The sequence below is a fragment of the Azotosporobacter soli genome (assembly GCF_030542965.1).
Classification (GTDB): Bacteria; Bacillota; Negativicutes; order SG130; family SG130; genus Azotosporobacter; species Azotosporobacter soli.
On record NZ_JAUAOA010000006.1, the window covers coordinates 138799 to 157678 of the forward strand.

Sequence of the window (18880 nt, forward strand, 5' to 3'; positions counted from 1 at the left end):
TTCTCAAAACAGAGAATGCCTGCTTTTTGCTTTAAAAACTTACGAAACGGTTTTCCTATGGAAATTAAAAGAAAAGGCCGCTACAATGAAGCTACGATTCCCTTTATATCTTTTTTATTTTATTTTGTAAGGAGGCCCACCGATGTTCACTTCTTTGAAGCCAAAAATCCTTCTCGGCCTATTTATCCTTATCACTCTGGTCAGTGCCGCGCTGGCCTTACCGACCATCTGGCTGTTCAACAACTATGTCGAGCAGTCCGCCAAAAGCGACGCGCTGAAGGCGCTGAACGGCTTTCAGCATCAAGTCGGGCAGCTCGAGGCGAATGCCGCTCGCTACGCGGTCATCCTCGCTGCAGACCCCTTTCTCAGCGCCGGCATCGCCGCGAAAGACGCCGCTCAGATTCAGCTGCAGCTCGACAAACAATTGCGCAATATGCCGATGGACTTCGTCACGATCACCGATGCCAGCGGCATCGTTCTCTACCGCAGCCATGACGCCAAACGCGGCGACAGCGTCACGAATCAGCCAAATGTGCAAAAAGCGCTGCAAGGCACTGCGAGCAGCGGCATTGAGCAAGGCACCGCAGTCAGGTTGTCGGCGCGCGCCGGTGCACCGGTTAAAAACGGCCAAGGGCAAGTCGTGGGCGTCATTTCAACCGGTTATGATTTAAGTAAAGAAGTCTATTTAGATGAAATGAAGGAAAACTATCAAACGGAAGTCACCTTGTTTTTTGGCGACACCCGCCTGATGACTACCGTGAGCAAAGACGGTAAACGTCTGATCGGCACGAAGATGAGCGAACCCGTTGCCAAAACGGTTTTGCAGGATGGACAAGCGTTCACCGGTCCGGCCGACGTGCAGGGACTCCCTTTTATGACCGCTTACCAGCCGCTGAAAGACAGCGCCAATAAGCCTTATGGCGCGCTCTTTGCAGGCCAGCCGCTCGCCGCGGCGCAGCAGGCGCGCAATCAGATGATTTTTTCGATGATCGCGATTGCCGTGATCACCAACCTGCTGGTATTTGCTTTGACTTGGCTGCTGGTCACGCGCGGCCTCAAGCCGATTTTAGCGATGGTCGCCGCACTGGCCGCCGTTGCGCAGGGCGACATGCGGCAAACGGTCGCGGTCACCTCCCGCGATGAACTGGGGCAATTGGCCAGTGATTTCAACCGGATGACCGAAGCGCTGCGCCAGGTACTGCGTGATGTCGGCAGCGCGGCCAACCGCCTGGCCGAAGCGTCGGTCGATTTCCAGTCCAGCAGCGAACAAAGTGCGCAGGCCGTAACGTTAATTGCCGGTTCCGTCATTGAAATTGCCGCCGGCGCCGATCAGCAGGTCAGCGTGACCGGCCAGGCTTTCGGCGTAATGCAGGAAGTCGGTCAGCAGGTGCTTACCGCAAAGGACAGCGCCGCTGCAGCCGTGCAACAGGCAGACGCCGCCGCCAGTCAGGCCGCGACCGGCAGCCAGGTCATCAACCAGGCTGTATCGCAGATGGGCGAAATTGATGCTTCGGTGCAAAATCTGGCCGCTCTGATCGAAAAACTGGAAAGCCACGCCTCTAAGATTCAGGAGTTTGTTGCCTCGATCACGGCGATTGCCAGCCAGACTAACTTGCTGTCGCTTAACGCCGCGATCGAAGCGGCACGCGCCGGTGAACACGGACGCGGTTTCGCAGTCGTAGCCGATGAAGTCTCGCATCTGGCCGAGCAGTCGGAACGCGCAGCCGGGCAAATCGCCTTGCTGATTCAAGAGATCCAGCGTGATACCGCCCACGCGGTGACGGCGATGGACAGCGGTCTGCAGGAAGTGGCGTCCGGCGCCGATTTTGTCAATCAGGCCGGTACCGCGTTCCAGGAAATCCGCAGCGTCGTTGCGCAGCTGCACGAGCAGGTCGTTACGATCCAGTCCAATATCGGCCATGTCGCAAGCGGCGCCGATACGGTTACCGGGCAGTTTATCCGCGTCGAAGACCTGAGCCGCAAAACGTCCAGCGAAACGCAGACGGTCAGCGCCTCTACGCAGGAACAGTCCGCAACGATGCAGGAAATGGCGGCCTCCAGCCATCAATTGGCGCAGATGGCCGAAGATCTGGCTAAGGCGATCAGCCGTTTTAAGGTCTAGACAGACATTTTTTTGCAAAATTGCGCTTTTTCGTATTGACAGCCTCTATAGCCCATCCTATAATGGGTAATGCAACGTGTTACTGATCTTTCAGGCATGAGTTCCCCAAGGGGCTCATGCCTTTTTTCCTGTCGTTGCTCTGCCTTACTTTCATTTTACACTTACGGAGGAAGATAGCATGTTTGGTTTGTTCAGCAAAAAATCACAACTCTTAGCGCCGCTAGACGGCAGCGTGATCGCGATCGATCAGGTTCCCGACGCGGTCTTCGCGCAAAAAACGGTCGGCGACGGCGCCGCGATTGCCGATGTGACCGGCGATCTCGTCTGCGCACCGGCGGACGGCAGCCTGGAAATGGTCTTTCACACCAATCACGCCTTCGTCGTGAAGACGACCGATGAACTCGAAGTCCTGGTTCATATCGGCATCAACACGGTCGAACTGAAAGGTCAGGGTTTCGAGCGCTTGGTCGAACCGGGCACTGCGGTAAAAGCAGGCCAGCCGATCATCCGCATCGATCGCAGCGTAATTTTGGGCGCGGGCCTTTCGCTCGTCACGCCGGTCGTGATCACGAACGGCGCTCTGCTCAGCAGCTTGGAAGCCGCTGTCGGCAAGACGGTCAAAGCCGGGCAAGATATGCTCCTCAGCTACAAGCAAAAATAAGGGTCACTCGCAACAAGAAACGGTGAAAAGGAGGAGTCCGATGCATGTCCCTGAACCCTATCAGGTAGTCAAGGCTTTCAATAACAGCGTTCTTCTGGCTTTGCAAAACGGCAAAGAACGCATCTTGATCGCCAAAGGCATCGGCTTCGGCCGTCAAGTCGGCGACTGCCTCGCAGCCGATACCCCTTGCGAAAAGATATTCACGATTGACGACGCGGAAAACTCAGGCCGCCTGCGTCAATTGCTGGGTGAGATCAGCGACGCTTTGTTCATCACCTGCGAAAATATCATCCATATGATCAGTCGCGAACTCGGCGAAGAACTGAATGAGAAGATTCACATCAACCTCGTTGATCACATCGCCTTTATGCTCAAGCGTCTGCAAAGCGGCGACGAGATTAGCAATCCGTTCCAAACCGAAATCGAAGTCTTATACAAGCAGGAATTCGAACTGGCCCGCAAGGCCGTCTCGATGCTGGAAGAAGACACCAAACTGCAAATCCCGGACGGCGAAATCGGCTTTATCGCGATGCACATCCATTCGGCGCGGCGCAGCGGTCAGATTTCGCAGACGATCAAATGCGCGTTTCTCGCCAATACGATCGTCGATTTCCTGGAAGAAGAGCTGCAGCTTGAAATTGACCGTCAATCGCTGACTTACGCGCGTTTTATCACGCATGTCCGCTTCACGGTCGAACGTCTGCTGACCAATGTGCCGATTCAAAACGAACTGCTTGCGACAATCAAGCGAAAATATAAGGCGTCCTTCGCCTTAGCCAAACAAGTCGGCGCACTAATTGCCGACGAGCTGGCGATGCCTGCGATCCCGGATGATGAGGTCGGTTATCTGACCTTGCATATCGAAAAACTGCGTACGCATCAATGAAGATAAACGCATAAGAAACATCTGTTTCGTAACATGTTACTGTGTTCCCCACAGGCAAGAGTTACCTTTGTTAACTCCTGCCTGTTTTTATTTTTATCCGCACTTATAAAAAACAACGCGGAGGAGGCGATATTTTAACTCCCCCTTGGTATGACCGATATTTTTTATTAATGAGAGGAGCTTATCACCATGATTAAACAATCTTTCGGCGTGCTGCAAAAAGTCGGCCGCTCCCTGATGCTGCCGGTAGCCTTGCTGCCAGCGGCCGGTATCCTTCTCGCGCTGGGCAATGCGCTGCAAAATCCGCAGATGCTTAGCGCGCTGCCTGCTCTTGACGTGCATTGGCTGCAGGCTGTGGCCAAGGTAATGGAAGCGGCGGGCGGCATCGTCTTCGCCAACCTGTCGCTGCTCTTCGCGGTCGGCGTCGCGGTCGGTCTTTCCGGCGGCGATGGCGTCGCAGGGTTGGCCGCAATCGTCGGCTACCTGATCATGAACGTCACCATCGGCTTGATGGCCGGCGTCACGCCGGAAATGGTCGGCAAGAATCCGGCGCTTGCAATGGTTCTTGGCATCCCGACGCTGCAAACCGGCGTCTTCGGCGGCATCATCTGCGGTATCATGGCTTCGCAAATTTACAAACGCTTTTACAACATCTCGCTGCCGAGCTACCTTGGCTTCTTTGCCGGCAAGCGTTTTGTGCCAATCGTCACGGCCGCCAGCGCCGTCCTCTTAGGCATCGCGATGGTCTTTCTCTGGCCGCCGATCCAGCACGGCCTGACTTCCTTCTCGAAAAATATGATCGACACCAATAAGACCCTGGCAGCCTTCATCTTCGGCGTTATCGAACGCTCGTTGATTCCGTTCGGCCTGCACCATATCTTCTATAATCCGTTCTGGTACCAGTTCGGCGAATACGTCAATCACGCCGGTCAGATCGTCAACGGCGATCAGAGCATCTTCTTCGCACAGATGAAAGACGGCGTTCCTTTCACCGCAGGTACGTTTATGACCGGTAAATTCCCGTTCATGATGTTCGGCCTGCCCGCTGCCGCACTGGCGATCTACCAGGAGGCAAAACCGGAAAAGAAAACGCAGGTCGCCGGCATCATGTTCTCTGCGGCATTGACTTCGTTCCTCACCGGCATCACGGAACCGATCGAATTCTCCTTCCTCTTTGTTGCCCCGATCCTCTTCGGCGTCCATTGCCTGTTTGCCGGACTTTCCTTCATGACGATGCACATCCTGAACGTCAAGATCGGCATGACCTTTTCCGGCGGCGTCATCGATTATTTCCTCTTCGGCATTCTGCCGAACCGTACCGACTGGTGGCTGGTTATTCCGGTCGGCCTGGCGTTCGCGGTCGTCTACTATTTCGGCTTCCGCTTTGCGATCCGCACCTGGAATCTGGCTACGCCGGGCCGTGAAGAGGAAGAAAACGGCGCAGCGGCTTCCGCCGCTACCGCCCCGCTCAAAGGCGCAGAACTAGCGCTCAATGTTTTGCAGGCGCTGGGCGGCAAAGAAAACCTCACCAGCCTTGATGCCTGCATCACGCGTCTGCGCGTCAGCGTTGCCGACATCAAGAAGGTCGACGGCGATCGTTTGAAAAAACTCGGCGCTTCCGGCATCATGGAAGTCGGCGACAACCTGCAGGTCATCTTCGGACCGCAATCCGACAACATCAAGACCAAGATTCAGGAGATCATCGCACGCGGCGATGACAAAGCGCCGCTTAAAGCGGCTCCGACTCCTTCGTAACCGCCTTCTCCTCAATAACCTTATATAAACAGAAAAAAGCAGCACCGCTTTGTAAGCAGTGCTGCTTTTTTCTGTTATACGCGGCGCGCGTCCTGCGGCACCACTAAGAATTTCACATCGGGATTGCGTTCTTCCACCCAGCGCAGCGACCATTCGTTTGAGAGCAAAAGCACCGGCCGATCCTGAATATCACGGATCACCATACCGCTGTCGATGCCCTTGAGCGAACTTAAATCCTGCTCTTCGCCAATCAGCCAGCGTGCCACGCTATAGGCCAGACGATCGATCAAAAGATCGACGCCGTATTCATTCTTCAGGCGGTATTCGAGCACTTCAAACTGCAGGCTGCCGACCGTACCGATGATGAACGCTTCCACCGCGCTGTCCGGTTGGCGGAAAACCTGTACCGCACCTTCCTGCGTCAGCTGCGTCATTCCCTTCACGAACTGCTTGCGTTTCATGCTGTCCTTAGCTTGCACCTTGGCAAACAGTTCCGGCGGAAAGACCGGAAAATTTTCAAATTTAAAATCCTGACCTTCGGCGCACAATGTGTCACCGATACCGAAGACCCCCGGATCAAACAAGCCGATGATGTCGCCCGGATACGCTTCTTCGACCAGATTGCGCTCCTGTGCGAGGAATTGCTGCGGCTGCGCCAGCTTGATCAGTTTGCCGGTTTCCGCATGAAAGACCGGCATGCCGCGCGTGAATTTGCCGGAACAGATCCGAATGAAGGCCAAACGGTCGCGATGCGCCGGATTCATATTCGCCTGGATCTTGAAGACAAAAGCCGAAAACGGCTGCTCCACCGGATTCACTTCCCCGATGCTCGCCTGACGCGCAACCGGAGGCGGCGCAAGTCGAAGAAATTCTTCGAGAAAATTGCGCACGCCGAAATTCGTCATCGCACTGCCGAAGAACATCGGCGTCAATTCACCGGCCGTTACCTGATCCATGTCAAACGCATCGCCCGCCATATCCAGCAGCTCGATATCGTCCTTGAGCGCCTGGAATACTTCATCGCCGAGCGTCTCGCGGAAGATCGGATCATCAAGACTGGCCTTGCTCGACGAACGGATCGTCTTGCCGTGGCCGCCGTCCTTGTCAAACAGCTCCACCTGTCCTTCGCGTCGATTGTAAATGCCGACATAATTGCCGTGAATGCCCACCGGCCAGTTCATCGGATAGCAGCGAATGCCGAGCACCTCTTCGATTTCTTCCATCAATTCAAACGGACTCTTGCCGAAACGGTCCAGCTTGTTGACGAACGTGAAGATCGGGATGTTGCGCTGCCGGCAAACCTTGAACAGTTTCTTCGTCTGATCCTCGACGCCTTTCGCCACATCGATCAACATGACCGCGCTGTCCGCCGCCATCAGCGTCCGGTACGTGTCCTCGCTGAAGTCCTGATGTCCCGGCGTATCGAGAATGTTGACGCGATAGCCGTCATAGTCGAATTGCAGCACGCTGGACGTGACCGAGATGCCGCGCTGCTTCTCGATTTCCATCCAGTCCGAAACCGCATGTTTATTGGCCTTTCTGGCCTTTACGGTGCCAGCCAAACGGATGGCGCCTCCATACAGCAATAATTTTTCCGTTAACGTCGTCTTGCCGGCGTCGGGATGCGAGATGATCGCATAGGTACGCCGCCGCAACGTTTCTTGTTTCAATTCTTCCATAAAAAATGTTTCCGCCTCCTGCTACTTCATACCCTACTACTATAGAAGGGAGCAGGGTAAAAGTCAACGCCTGGACCGTCGATTTCCTTCATTGAAATGACAATTTTTCATACTAGAAAAGAGCAGGCCGAAAAACGGCCTGCTCTTTCACTCATTTGCGTTTGATTTCCTGGCTGCTGCCGACGCTTTGATACTGATACGCCGGATTGGCCGCCGCGACAAAAGATTCGAGCCACAGCTGCTGCCAGCTTTGCATGCGCTCTTTATCCATGCCGCCTCTAAGCCAGTTGCGCTCCTGATGGCATACGCCCGTCCAGCTGAGAAGCTCCGGACTCTCCTTCGCCACTTGGTCGCCTTCGTCGCAGGGCATACCGTTCAGGAAGAAATCGTTCAACGCCTGGTAGATGCTCTTCGCGCTGTCCAAAGCATGTTTTCCCGCTTGCTGCGCAGCCTGGCCGCACAAGGCGCCATGCTGACGAAACGTTTCCTCCACAAGCCCTTCCGCCAGTCCGCCGCAGGCGTCGCAAAGTTCTTTGATGAACGCCGCCTCGCGCGTTTCGGCCAGCATAATCTGGCGCTGCAGCCAGCCGTGGATATTGCGCTGGTCGATGTGTTCGCCCAGATCGCTGTTAGCCGGGAGCGGCTGACCGTAGATCTGCCAGACCTGTTGGCGCAGTTCTTCCGCCGTGTCGCCGCAGTTTTGCGCTGCCGCCTGATACAACAACTCTTCGCGTTCGACCACGCGCTCAATTTTATGGTACAGCCAATAATGAATATGTCCTAAAAACGCACTCATGCTAAAACCTCCGTCATTTCTTATTTCGTAAGCACCGCATTGATTTTTTCCACCAGTTCGTTAACCGCCAGACCGTGGATTTCCGCCGCTTTGTGCAGCGGTTCGCCGGTTGCCGACGGGCAGCCCAGACAGCCCATGCCGAACGAACGCAGTACCGAGATCGTCTGCGGGTAGACCCGGATGATCTCGCTGATGATGCTGTCCGCGTCCACCGCCTGCCCCAAGCTGAGCGTTTCTCCTGTCTGCGTCGCTTCCTCTTTAGGCGGCTCTTTAGGCGCAGGCGTCGACATTTCTGCCTCAGCCGCCTGATAAAAACGGGCCAGAACATCGTTCTTGAATTTTTTCAGACCGATCCGATCGATGAATGGGCCGATGCGCTCGATTTCGGCGTTTTCCTGATAATATTTGATGATGACGCCGACCATGCGCAGCGCTTCTTCGTAGTCGAGCGCCTGGATGATTTTGTCCGCAAGGCGCGGCTGCGCTCCGGCGCTGCCCCCGACATAGACATCCCAGCCGTCATCCGTGCCAAGCAAACCGATATCTTTGACATGCACTTCTGCACAGGAGTTCTGGCAGCCGGCCACTCCGATCTTAAGACGCGACGGCATTTCCTTCTTATGATACAAGCGGTCCAGTTCCAGACCGAGTTTCACGCTGTCCTGTTTGCCGCGTTTGCAAAAGAGACTGCCCGGGCATACCTTGACGCTGCGCACGCAATTGGCAAAGCCGATCGCCGGCTGCATGCCGAGTTCGCTCCAGACCGCTTCCACATCCTCTGCCGCCAGATTCGTGATCATGATCCGTTGCGCCGAAGTCAGCTTCAGCACACCATGATATTTTTCCGCCGCATCGGCATATTTTCGCAAAGCATCCGGTTTTATAAATCCGCCGGGGATCTGCGGCGTGATCGCGTATGTCTTTTTACCATCCCTTATTTTTTGTAAATTGGCTCCCGTTGGCAACATGACGCCACCTCCTTCGTTCTTAGCCTGATTATACTCCGTTTCTTTTTTCTTCACTGTGACTTATATCTCAGACCGGCCTTTTTTTGCTTTTTTTCTTTAAAGGATTTTCAATTCTTTTCCAGAAATATCTAAATAGTATACCCGCTTTACGGAGGTGATTCTTTATGGATTCGACCTCATCCGGCAGCCGCCTTTCCGCCAATCGCATCGTCGCGATCTATCTTTTGGCCAGCCTCTTCTGGATCGGCGGCAGCGACTATCTTGTCGCGCTCTTTTTCACAACGCCTTCCGCCATGATGCTCGTCAGCATGTTCAAAGGCTGGCTCTACGTCGCGCTCATCACCGCGCTTCTTTATTGGCTGCTGCACCGCTATGCCGACGATTTGGCGCTTTCGCATCAAGAGCTGCTGCAAAAAAACGCGGAACTCTCGCAGGCTAACGACTTTCTTCATGCGGTGGAAGAAAGGCTGACCCGGCAAGTCGATGAAATCACCTTGCAGCAAAGCATCATCCACCGACAAAATGAATACCTGCTCTGCTTGCATGAAACCGCTTTGCATGTGATGGAGCATCAGGACATTTGCACATTGATGCAAACTCTGCTTAAACGCCTGACGCTGCTGCTCGATGTCGAGCATGCCTTCGTCGCCTGGACGCAAGAGAAGGAGGAGCGCTTCGCGCTTGGCGCTTTTGTCGACGCGCCTTTGTCGCTGGCTGCGCAACAAAGTCTCGGCCTCCTGCTGGAAAAGTTCAAACTGCCGCTGCTGCTTGACGCCGCCGCGCTTATGCACGCGGAGTTGAGCGGCTTCGACGCTTTCCATGCCGTTTTGGCGGCGCCGCTCTTTGCCGGGCAAGACGTGATCGGTTTCTTCGCCCTTGCACAGCGCGACCGCTCACGCCACTTTGCCGCAACGGACAAAGAACTCGTCAGCCGTTTTGCACAATTGGCCTCGCTGGCCCTTGAAAATGCACGGCTGCACGCGGGAAAGCAAACGGAAATCCAAATCCGCAAGCTGGCCGAAGAAAACGCCCGCCAGCAGGCGAAGCAGACCGAAACCTTACTTTCCCTGATTCCCGATTTGATTTTCCGCGTCGACGGCAACGGCACCTACCTTTATTGCAAAGCGCCGCAAATGGAAGATATCCTGCCCTTTAGCGCCGAGGAACTAGTCGGCAAACGCGTGCACGATGTCCTGCCGCCCGAACTGGGTGCGCGAATCATGTCCGCGATCGAGCGGACCTTGCAGACGAAGCAACTGCAGTTTATCGAATATGAACTGGCGCAGGCCGACGGGCAGCTGCGCCACTGGGAAGGACGCCTGCTTTATGCGAACGCGAATGAGATCATCGCGATCGTACGCGACATCACCTGCCAAAACGAAATGCTGCTGCAGCTGCAGCAGCTCAGCATCCATGATGCGCTGACCGGCCTCTTCAACCGGTCCTACTTTCAACAGCAGCTTCTGCTCTATAGTGAGGAAGATTGCCTGCCTTTGACAATCTTCGTCTGCGATATCGACGGCCTCAAGCTGATCAACGACACGCTCGGCCACCAGCACGGCGACCAACTGCTGAAAAATACGGCGCAGGTCCTGCAGAAAGCGGTCCGGCAAATCGATACCATTTCCCGCATCGGCGGCGATGAATTCGCGATCATCCTGCCGCACACCGGCCCTGCTGCCGCCGAGGCGATTTATCAACGCATCGTATCTACGCTTCAGGAATATAACAACGCGCACCCTTCGCTGCCGCTTGGCCTTTCCATCGGCTTTGCCACTGCCGAATCGCATCCGTTTGACATCAACCTGCTCTTTCGTGAAGCAGACGATCAAATGTATCAGCAAAAACATCTGCATAAGAAGACCAGTCACGGCAACATCATCAGCGGCCTGATCAGCGCGCTGGCCGAACATGATTTTTACATCGAAAATCATACGCCGCAGCTTCCGCTGCTGGTCGACGACTTCGCCTTAGAATTGGCGCTTGCGCCGGAAATCACGCAGCGCCTACAACTCCTGGCCTGTTTCCATGACATCGGCCGGATGTTCATTCCGGAAAACCTGCCTCCCGGCAGCCTGGACACGCAGGAATCGTCACGTCTCTCTCTCTGCGAAGCCGGCAGCCGGATCGCGCTTGTTATCCCTGAACTGGTTTCGATCGCCGATCTGATCCTGCGTCAGCAGGAACACTGGGACGGCAGCGGCCAGCCGCTCGGCCTGTCCGGCGAAGCCATCCCGCTCGAATGCCGAATCTTTGCGATCATCAACGCCTATGACAGCGCGCTTTGCGGCAGCGCCGCTCAGCGGCCTCTTTCGCCGACAAGCGCCTTGACGCTCTTAGAACAGGATCAGGAGCATCTTTATGATCCCCATCTGCTCGCGATCTTTTGCCGCATGATCCGTCAACGCCTCTGATGAAAAAGAACAGCCGCACAGGTTTTGAACCTGTGCGGCTGTTCTTTCTCATGCTTAGACGCGAAATTTTTCCACTTTATCGGTCAATTCTTTAATCATGCCGTTTAGCGCCTGCGCCTGCTCGGTGACCTGACTCATACTGTCAAGCTGACGCGCGGTGGCATTGTTAACTTCCGAAGTAATCGCCGACGTTTCCTGCGCGCCGGCCGAAATGCTGCTGAAGACATCGACGACTTCGTTGCTCTTGACGCGCATCGCACTAAAGCAGTCTTCGATCTCTCCGACCTTGCGGCTCATCGCCGTGACCGATGCGGCGATCTCGGCAAAGATATGCCCGGTTTCCGCAACCGCCGTTTCCTGATCCTGCACCACGCTGCGCGCACGGCCCATCGCGTCAACGGCGGTACTCGACTGCAGCTGCACATCCTGAATCAGATTCTTGATGTTCGACGCCGCATCGGACGATTGTTCCGCCAGTTTGCGGACTTCTTCCGCGACCACGGCAAACCCGCGACCGTGCTCGCCAGCCCGAGCCGCCTCGATCGAGGCGTTGAGCGCCAACAGATTCGTCTGGTCGGCGATCTGCTGGATCATGTCGGTGATCGTACCGATCTGCGCCGTCATTTCATTGACCTTCACGACGGTCACATTGAGCTCGCCGATCGCCTGCTGTCCTTCACTGGTCCGTTTCGTCAGATTGTTGACGATGCCGCCGACCTGCGTACTCAGGCGGTTCATTTCGCCGTAGCCCTGGTGGATTTCCTGCGTATAAACGGCAACCGTCGCGACATCGTCCGCCATTTCATTGATCCGCACAACGCCGGCTTCCAGTTCTTTAGCCTGTGACGCCGAGACGCGGGCGATCTCACTGATCGACGAACCCACTTCCTGAATCGAACCGCCGGTCTGCGTCGTTACCTGATCCATCGTCTGTGCGACGCCGCCCACATTGTGCGCGACGCTTTGCACCTGACCGATCAGCACGCGAATATCGTTTTTCATCGCTTCCATCGCCTGAAACAAGCGCCCCAGTTCATCCTGACGGCTTTTCAAGCGGCCTTCGATCGGCAGACGGAAATTGCCGCCGCCCATTTCAGCCATTTGTCGTACCGCCTCTTCCATCGGACGGGAAAATTGTCCGGCGACCGCAACCGCAGCGCCGATGATCAGGAGCAACAGCACTACGGCAACGCCGAGCATCACCTGGCGCATTTTTTGCGCACTGGCCATCAGTTCGCTTTTCTCCACCAGCGCAATGAACTTCCAGCCGGTTGACGGCGACGTATAGACATTCGCCCAATGTTCGACGCCGTCGATCGTGACTTCGAAGTTGCTGTCCGTCAGCTTGCCGACATCAGCGAACTGCGCCACATTCATCTCTTTGACCGGTTTAAAGCTCAGTTCCGGTTTTTTCGGCTGCGCAATAATCGTGCCCTTGGCATCGAGCAGCATCACATAGCCGCGTTCGCCGATCTTTATGTTCTTGACCATTTCCGTGATGACCGGCAGGTCGATATTAAAGCCAAGCACGCCGCGTACGCCGCCGAAGTTATCTTTGACGGTCGCGAAGATGCCCACCGTCGGCACGCCTTTCGAAGTGAGAAACGGATCGGCGACAATCACTTCGTTCGCTTTCGCCGTCGAATCCTTATACCAGTCACGGCTGCGCGAATCGTAGCCGCCTTTGCGCGGTACCGCCGGCCATTGCAAATAACCGCCGTCCGCCGTACCAAAAGAAATGACCGATACGGTCGGGTGACTCTTGGCAAAACGCTGCATCAAACCGTACAACTCCGCCTCATAGCCGCCGTTTTCCTGCGGCGTCATCGCCACCATGCCGTCCGCGCCGCCTTTTTTGTCGATATAGACGCTGATCTTTCCGTCACTGCGACGCGTCAGCGGATCATCGGCCATTAAACGCGTATTTTCTTTCATGCCGTCAAAAAACAGCTGGATGCCATGGTCGACCTGGCTGATTTCGCGCGTCGTCGACTTTAAGAAATCTTCGCGCGTCTGCTTTTTTATCGCAAAATCCATAAAGATGCCGATAACCAAAAGCGGCACCAGCGTTACTGCGAGAAATGCCGCGACAAGCCGCGCCTTCATACCCCAACCTTTTGTCCCCTGTACCATTGTTTCGCCCCCTATTTCCTGACTCTATCCGGAACCACGTTTTTCTTTCGACGCTATGGTACAGAGTTCCTGTCAGAAAAAGCCCTACGAAGGCGCTTGGCGCTTGGGTGAATAGCTCATACACTCCTGCCCCGACGCTTGCCGAACCACTTCCGACGGTGGCCGCGGGCTTTTGAAACCGAGTGCGCGACAGCCGTATGGACAGGCCGCTTCCCAGGTATTAAAAAAAAACTGGCAGTGCATACAGACGACTTTCTTTTGCTCTTCCAATTTTTTCACCTCATCTGCAACGTTTTTCCTATGGCCGCAGCACTTCGACAAAAATCAGCGACTCTTCCACGCCCAAATCGATCGTAGAGAGCTTGCCCGGTGCGGGAATCGGTAGGCCGGCTTCCGCAATGGCCGTGATGTGTTCGCGCAGCCAGCTGCCCGCCACTTGAAAACTTTCCGCGTCGCTGGCGGCCGTACTGAAGCAACCGGGAAAATCGGGGTAGCGGATCTGCAGCAGATCGGTCTCCTGCTGTTTTACGATCGCCGGGTAAATCATCTTTCTCATCGTATCTTGCCTCGCTTTCTCTTTCTTTTGAACAGCGCTGTCGCGCTTCAATCGCGACTTCCTTTTTCTTGCAGGATTCAAAGCCCCGCTTGCCGAATACTCAGATAATATTTCATCTGGAAAGGTTGGTGACTGCGCCATGAACAACGCGGAGCGCTTATTGCTCGAATTATGCGATGAACAGGCCAAGGATGACTCGGATATGTCCCGTCTGACGCCGGATATGTTTCAGCTTGAAATGACCTCTTTCGCGCAGACCATTTTGAGCCTGCAGGATGCCGGTTACATCACCGGCGCGTTCATCTCTCAGCCGACGACAGATGGCGAAGGCGTCTGGTTTTCCAATCTGCGCAATGTCTGGGTCACGGAAAACGGCGTGCAAAAAGCGCGTCAGTTACTGGAAGGATTGAGCAAATCAAGTTGAATAAGAAGTGGCTGCCTCAAAATGGACTCTTGACGTCTGACTGAAGCAGCCTCTTTTTATTGCCCGACCGCTCCGGCAAGGGCCGGCGTCGTAATCAATCGTCCATCGGTCGTCATGATGATCGCCTCCACGCCGGGAAAGCGCTGCAAAACCTGCAGACCTTTCTCTACGCCAAGCACTAGAATACCGGAACTGGCCAGATCGCTCACTTCGGCCGAATCCTGATAGACCAGCGTGACGCTGGCAATCTCACGCGGTTGGCGGCCGGTCTTCGGATCGATTATATGATGGTAACGTACTCCGTCCTTGATAAAAAAACGCTGGTAGTCGCCCGAGGTCTCGAGCGTATCCCATTGATCGAGCGTCAGCTTGGCCATGACGCCCTCGCTGTTGCGCGGATCCTGCACGCCGATGCGCCACGCTTTGCCGTCCGGCTTGCGCCCGATGACCCGGACGTCGCCGCCCGCATTGACGAGCGCGGACGTAATGCCCTTCGCCTTAAGCGCATTGACCGCATTATTCAGCGCAGCGCCCTTGGCGACGCCGCCCAAATCGAGATACATGCCTTTTTTCGGCAGGTATACCGTCTGCTGCACCAGATCGATCTGAATCAAACGATAATCGACAAGCGGCAAAAGCGCCTCAATCTCCGCCGCTTCCGGCACATACTCGCCGTTGTGTCCGACGTTCCAAAGGCGAGTCAGCGCGCCGACGCTGATATCGAACGCGCCGTCCATCTTTTCCGACAGTTCCTGCGCATGCCGGATCATCCCGATCACTTCCGGATCGACGCGAACGGGCGCGATTCCCGCATTCTGATTTATTTTTGAAATCTGGCTTGCCGGATCAAAATGATCCGTCAGCGGTTGTATCTTGCGAAATTCCTCCATGGCAGCCTTGACCGCCGCTTGTGCGTCCGCGCCATATGCGGTGATTTCAATGATCGTATCCAAGAGAAACTGCGTCTCTTTATACGGTTCGTTTTTTTTGTTGCAGCCGCCAACGCCCAGGCACAATACGAACGCCAGGCATAAGGCCAGCCATTGTCTTTGCTTCATTCGCCACTCTCCTTTAGCATCGATCTCCGCTTCATTATAAGTCTTCCGGCTCCAACTGCCAAGACTTACAGCCAAACAAAAAACAGACGGACAGAGAAGAGCGTTTGCGGCGCTTTTCTCTGTCCGTTTTCTTTCATCCTGCCAGCCGCGCTCACGCCTTCGCGCAAGCGGTAAAAGGAAAGCGTTCGCGCGTCAGATAGACTCGCCGTCCGTCTTCCACAACGCTTTCCATCAAGGCGAGCGACGTCACGTTAAACGGCGGCACAGCCTTGCCGCTTAGCGTCCTGACCTGTTCCTTGCTCAACAACGCCTGCCGGGCCAAGGTGATATGCGGCCGATACGGGCGTTCCTCGAGCGGAAAGCCTGCCAGCGCCAGATTTTCCTCTAAACGGCGCTGCAATTTTTCAAGTGCCGCCTGCTCGCTCGACACGCCAAGCCAAACGACCGGCCAGGGTTCCCGTTCGCCGAATGTGCCGCCTGTTTCAAAGCGCAGCGTAAACGACTCCTGCCCGCTTACCGTGCGCGTTAATGCGCCGCGCAGCTCCGGCAGCCACGCTTCGGCCGCTTCGCCCAAGAAGCGCAACGTCAAATGCAAATTTCTCCGTTCATAGAAGCGTCCTCGCTGACAGATTTTCTCCAAATCCGTTTGCACCTGTCGCAATCCGTCTTCTTCTCTTTCCGGCAACTCGATCGCAATGAAAATTCGCATCGCTTGCTAGCCTTTTTTCCCGATAAAATAACCTTCGCTCCAAAGCTGGCCGAGCAGCGCGCCCTGTTCGACGGCACGCTGGATCCCTGGCATTTCATCGACGCGGCAGGCTTCGCTGACGCCTTGCGCATCGCTCGTCAGCAGCCAGACCTCGTCGCTGCGGCAAGCATCGAGCAACAGCGGCGAATTGGTCACGCTGAACACTTGTCCGCTGCGCGACGCCTGACGGTGTTCCTGCTGAAACGCTTTCAGCAGCGTCGGATAGAGGTCGGCTTCCAGATTCTCGAACGCCATCAGATTGTGAAACTCCGGCTGCGCCAAAAGCAGCAGCCGTTCCAAGACCCTATTCATCCCGCCCGGCAGCTTATCTCCCGCCAGGATCATCTCCTGCAGCGGGCCGAAACCGATTTGCCGCCCCGATAACGTATGCTCATTCAAGAAAGAGACCGCATGCTGAAAGCGCTCCGGAAAAAGACGCGCCAAAGCGCGCGCCGCTTCGCCGTTTTCCGGCCAGGTTGCCGGGATTCCGCCACTGACGCGTTCTTGGCCGCTAAGCTCGACCTGCCAGCTAAGGATATATTTGCGTAAGGCGCTGATGCGGGGATACTGGCTGAACTGTCCCATGATGCCAACAGCCAAGTATTGGTTGCTTTCCAGCACCTCATTGACCGACACATCCTGCTCATGCGGTGAAATGCCACCGATAACCGCGCATTTGCCGTTTTTCGCTTCAAGGAAACGGCAGATGTTTCCCTTCAGGCCGCGTTTCCACTGCACCCACTCTTCCGCAACATACGGACCTGCCGGTCCCTGGTCAATCGTCAGATGGTAGATGATCGCCGGCGCTTCCGGCCGTTCCCGATATTTGATCGCAATCTCGACCGGTCCGCTTTGTCCTTTGCTGCGCAACGCTTCAAAGCCGCCCCGGCGATTCACCGCTACTTTGACGCCATAAGCCATGCACTCGGCAAAGAATGCCAGAATATCCAACAAAGTTGATTTGCCGCTGCCGTTTTCGCCGACAATCACGACATAAGGGGTCAAGCCCCGCATTTCCAAGCGTTGATGGATCTGGTAATTTTTCACCGCCAAAGCCTCTAGGCGCGGCACGGCGATGCCTTTGCATTCTTGCATAGTCGGTCGCTCCTCGTTTATCTTCTCTTATCCTTGAATGTATTGGCTTTTTTCCGCCATATTCCTGCTTTTACATAAGAAAAAGCGCATTGCTCTTTTGCTTTATACCTTTAAGAAAAAAGACACCGGCCAGCGCCGGTGTCTCGTTGTCCTAATCGATCCCCACATTCAGCTCCAGCACAATCCCGTCGACGACCATCTCAATGATCAGGAACTTGCCATTGCTGAGCTTGGCCCTGAACTTTTGTCCGACGACCAAACTGGGCGGCGAAATATCGACCTTCATATCCAGACTCTCAAAATTTGTCGCCGCATTGCCGGTCACCATGTTCGTCAGCTCCGAAATCGCGCTTTGCGCCATCTCGTCCATCTGCGTAACCGGCATGCCCATCATCATGATCGAGGCGATTTTCATCGCCGCTTCTTCCGTCATGTTGTAAGCTACGTTGCCGCGCGCGTCATCGGTCAAACCGACGAGAATCGTAACGCCTTTGCTCTCGACGAACTGATCGCCCGTCTTTACGCCGCCGCGCACCACATTCTGAAAACCAAGCTGCGGCATAATATGCGTGATCGCATCAATAAAAGGATTTACATATCTGGCATCCATCGCTTACCGCCCCCTAACAAAGCCGACATTCATATGTATCAGCCCGACCGATGTCTCTGCCGTGATGGTGCAGGAGGACAGTTTCGGATTGATGATGCTGAGATTTTCCCCCAGCAAGATGCTGGGCGGCGTCAAACGCATATCCATATCGTTTTGGCTGTTAATGTTGTTGATTCGCGATACGCCGTGTCCGGCGATGATGTTGGCAAATTCGGCCACGCTGTTCATCTGGTCGTCTTCCGAGGCGGCATCGCCGCCCAGCATCTTCGAGGCGAAACGTTCCGCTACATCGGTCGCCATATCGACGATGACCCGTCCCTGCGTCGTGCCGGTCAGCCCGACGATAATCGCCAGGCCGTGCGAAATAAATTTTGTCCCGACATCGGTCTGCACCGAAATCGTCGATTCGAGCCCCGCCATATCTTTAATATTCTTGCGGAAAGCCGCGTCAAAATAACCTAACCACTCACGATCTACCAAACACAATCCCTCTCCTTCTTGGTGGAGCACTTTTTCCATCGCGGACAGCAACTCCTCTCGCTTTACCGGTTTTTGCAAAAACTCCTTCACGCCAATCATCGTGCCTCTGGCGATCAGCTTCTGGTCACGCATCGCGCTAAGCACCACGATATTCACGTCAGGATCGATTTTTTTTAGTTCGTTGCAACAATCGAGGCCGTCCATGTCCGGCAGCGTCATATCCATCGTTACCAAATCCGGACGCTGCTTGCGAAACTCTTCAATCGCCAGCGTCCCTGTATCCGCGGCCGCGCAGACTTCAAACGCAGAACCCTTCAAGGCATCTTTAATGATTCTCTGGCTGAACGGAGAGTCATCGACAATGAGTACCTTTTTCTTTTCCATAGCAGTCACCGCCGTCATTAAATTTTTCCGATTCGTATTGAAGTATATTCCCCATCTCCCGGCATATCCCTGCCAATCTGGAAAAAGTTCCCTGTGAAATTCATGTGCAGC

16 protein-coding genes are annotated in these 18880 nt (G+C 55.1%); 6 read left to right on the forward strand and 10 right to left on the reverse strand.

Going from position 1 to position 18880, the window contains the following annotated elements; all coding sequences use genetic code 11:
• Positions 1–142 precede the first annotated feature (142 nt).
• The 4 genes from QTL79_RS07940 (at position 143) to ptsG (ending at position 5424) form a co-directional block, all read left to right on the forward strand.
• Positions 143–2122 carry a methyl-accepting chemotaxis protein gene (locus QTL79_RS07940; RefSeq protein ID WP_346354427.1) on the forward strand — a complete coding sequence of 660 codons (1980 nt, stop codon included), beginning with the start codon at positions 143–145 and terminating at the stop codon, positions 2120–2122.
• 178 nt (positions 2123–2300) lie between these two features.
• Positions 2301–2783: a PTS sugar transporter subunit IIA gene (locus QTL79_RS07945; protein WP_346354428.1), complete on the forward strand. Its 483-nt coding sequence runs from the start codon at positions 2301–2303 to the stop codon at positions 2781–2783.
• A 40-nt stretch (positions 2784–2823) separates the two neighbouring features.
• Positions 2824–3669 carry a PRD domain-containing protein gene (locus tag QTL79_RS07950; protein ID WP_346354429.1) on the forward strand — a complete coding sequence of 282 codons (846 nt, stop codon included), beginning with the start codon at positions 2824–2826 and terminating at the stop codon, positions 3667–3669.
• A gap of 189 nt (positions 3670–3858) precedes the next feature.
• Positions 3859–5424 (forward strand): glucose-specific PTS transporter subunit IIBC, encoded by a 1566-nt coding sequence (ptsG, locus tag QTL79_RS07955; RefSeq protein WP_346354430.1) that lies wholly within the window; start codon positions 3859–3861, stop codon positions 5422–5424.
• 74 nt (positions 5425–5498) lie between these two features.
• Here the strand turns inward: ptsG and QTL79_RS07960 are convergent, their stop codons facing one another.
• From QTL79_RS07960 to QTL79_RS07970, 3 genes are all read right to left on the reverse strand, one after another.
• Complete coding sequence (locus tag QTL79_RS07960) at positions 5499–7103, reverse strand: peptide chain release factor 3 (RefSeq protein WP_346354431.1); 1605 nt, start codon at positions 7101–7103, stop codon at positions 5499–5501.
• A 151-nt stretch (positions 7104–7254) separates the two neighbouring features.
• Positions 7255–7899, reverse strand: coding sequence for a hypothetical protein (locus tag QTL79_RS07965; RefSeq protein ID WP_346354432.1), 645 nt, complete (start codon positions 7897–7899; stop codon positions 7255–7257).
• Between the two features lie 20 nt (positions 7900–7919).
• Complete coding sequence (locus QTL79_RS07970; RefSeq protein ID WP_346354433.1) at positions 7920–8867, reverse strand: DUF1858 domain-containing protein; 948 nt, start codon at positions 8865–8867, stop codon at positions 7920–7922.
• 164 nt (positions 8868–9031) lie between these two features.
• On the opposite strand from QTL79_RS07970, the gene QTL79_RS07975 reads away from it, so the two are divergent.
• Positions 9032–11281 carry a diguanylate cyclase domain-containing protein gene (locus QTL79_RS07975; protein ID WP_346354434.1) on the forward strand — a complete coding sequence of 750 codons (2250 nt, stop codon included), beginning with the start codon at positions 9032–9034 and terminating at the stop codon, positions 11279–11281.
• Between the two features lie 54 nt (positions 11282–11335).
• On the opposite strand, the gene QTL79_RS07980 is transcribed toward QTL79_RS07975, so the two are convergent.
• Both QTL79_RS07980 and QTL79_RS07985 read right to left on the reverse strand, forming a co-directional pair.
• Positions 11336–13414: a methyl-accepting chemotaxis protein gene (locus QTL79_RS07980; RefSeq protein WP_346354435.1), complete on the reverse strand. Its 2079-nt coding sequence runs from the start codon at positions 13412–13414 to the stop codon at positions 11336–11338.
• A 298-nt stretch (positions 13415–13712) separates the two neighbouring features.
• Positions 13713–13970 (reverse strand): type II toxin-antitoxin system HicB family antitoxin, encoded by a 258-nt coding sequence (locus tag QTL79_RS07985; RefSeq protein ID WP_346354436.1) that lies wholly within the window; start codon positions 13968–13970, stop codon positions 13713–13715.
• Between the two features lie 139 nt (positions 13971–14109).
• Here QTL79_RS07985 and QTL79_RS07990 point away from each other — a divergent pair, with 139 nt between their 5' ends.
• The gene (locus tag QTL79_RS07990) at positions 14110–14394 is read left to right on the forward strand and encodes a YjcQ family protein (protein ID WP_346354437.1); all 285 of its coding nucleotides are present in this window, start codon (positions 14110–14112) and stop codon (positions 14392–14394) included.
• Between the two features lie 56 nt (positions 14395–14450).
• Here QTL79_RS07990 and QTL79_RS07995 read toward each other — a convergent pair whose 3' ends face one another.
• From QTL79_RS07995 to QTL79_RS08015, 5 genes are all read right to left on the reverse strand, one after another.
• The gene (locus QTL79_RS07995) at positions 14451–15452 is read right to left on the reverse strand and encodes an FAD:protein FMN transferase (RefSeq protein WP_346354438.1); all 1002 of its coding nucleotides are present in this window, start codon (positions 15450–15452) and stop codon (positions 14451–14453) included.
• Positions 15453–15603: 151 nt separating this feature from the next.
• The gene (thpR, locus tag QTL79_RS08000) at positions 15604–16161 is read right to left on the reverse strand and encodes an RNA 2',3'-cyclic phosphodiesterase (protein WP_346354439.1); all 558 of its coding nucleotides are present in this window, start codon (positions 16159–16161) and stop codon (positions 15604–15606) included.
• A 6-nt stretch (positions 16162–16167) separates the two neighbouring features.
• A complete protein-coding gene (locus QTL79_RS08005) occupies positions 16168–17295 on the reverse strand; it encodes an AAA family ATPase (protein WP_346354440.1) in 1128 nt (375 codons plus the stop codon).
• Positions 17296–17446: 151 nt separating this feature from the next.
• Positions 17447–17905 (reverse strand): chemotaxis protein CheX, encoded by a 459-nt coding sequence (locus QTL79_RS08010; protein WP_346354441.1) that lies wholly within the window; start codon positions 17903–17905, stop codon positions 17447–17449.
• A 3-nt stretch (positions 17906–17908) separates the two neighbouring features.
• Positions 17909–18769, reverse strand: coding sequence for a response regulator (locus QTL79_RS08015; RefSeq protein WP_346354442.1), 861 nt, complete (start codon positions 18767–18769; stop codon positions 17909–17911).
• Positions 18770–18880 lie beyond the last annotated feature (111 nt).

What these genes read in the sequence shown, in the direction of transcription:
- QTL79_RS07985 (WP_346354436.1), bottom strand. Translation starts at nt 13,970, where the DNA reads ATGAGAAAGATGATTTACCCGGCGATCGTAAAACAGCAGGAGACCGAT.
- ptsG (WP_346354430.1), top strand. Translation starts at nt 3,859, where the DNA reads ATGATTAAACAATCTTTCGGCGTGCTGCAAAAAGTCGGCCGCTCCCTG.
- QTL79_RS07945 (WP_346354428.1), top strand. Translation starts at nt 2,301, where the DNA reads ATGTTTGGTTTGTTCAGCAAAAAATCACAACTCTTAGCGCCGCTAGAC.
- QTL79_RS07965 (WP_346354432.1), bottom strand. Translation starts at nt 7,899, where the DNA reads ATGAGTGCGTTTTTAGGACATATTCATTATTGGCTGTACCATAAAATT.
- QTL79_RS08015 (WP_346354442.1), bottom strand. Translation starts at nt 18,769, where the DNA reads ATGGAAAAGAAAAAGGTACTCATTGTCGATGACTCTCCGTTCAGCCAG.
- QTL79_RS07995 (WP_346354438.1), bottom strand. Translation starts at nt 15,452, where the DNA reads ATGAAGCAAAGACAATGGCTGGCCTTATGCCTGGCGTTCGTATTGTGC.
- QTL79_RS08010 (WP_346354441.1), bottom strand. Translation starts at nt 17,905, where the DNA reads ATGGATGCCAGATATGTAAATCCTTTTATTGATGCGATCACGCATATT.
- QTL79_RS07970 (WP_346354433.1), bottom strand. Translation starts at nt 8,867, where the DNA reads ATGTTGCCAACGGGAGCCAATTTACAAAAAATAAGGGATGGTAAAAAG.
- QTL79_RS07960 (WP_346354431.1), bottom strand. Translation starts at nt 7,103, where the DNA reads ATGGAAGAATTGAAACAAGAAACGTTGCGGCGGCGTACCTATGCGATC.
- QTL79_RS07940 (WP_346354427.1), top strand. Translation starts at nt 143, where the DNA reads ATGTTCACTTCTTTGAAGCCAAAAATCCTTCTCGGCCTATTTATCCTT.
- QTL79_RS08005 (WP_346354440.1), bottom strand. Translation starts at nt 17,295, where the DNA reads ATGCAAGAATGCAAAGGCATCGCCGTGCCGCGCCTAGAGGCTTTGGCG.
- QTL79_RS07980 (WP_346354435.1), bottom strand. Translation starts at nt 13,414, where the DNA reads ATGGTACAGGGGACAAAAGGTTGGGGTATGAAGGCGCGGCTTGTCGCG.
- QTL79_RS07950 (WP_346354429.1), top strand. Translation starts at nt 2,824, where the DNA reads ATGCATGTCCCTGAACCCTATCAGGTAGTCAAGGCTTTCAATAACAGC.
- QTL79_RS07975 (WP_346354434.1), top strand. Translation starts at nt 9,032, where the DNA reads ATGGATTCGACCTCATCCGGCAGCCGCCTTTCCGCCAATCGCATCGTC.
- QTL79_RS07990 (WP_346354437.1), top strand. Translation starts at nt 14,110, where the DNA reads ATGAACAACGCGGAGCGCTTATTGCTCGAATTATGCGATGAACAGGCC.
- thpR (WP_346354439.1), bottom strand. Translation starts at nt 16,161, where the DNA reads ATGCGAATTTTCATTGCGATCGAGTTGCCGGAAAGAGAAGAAGACGGA.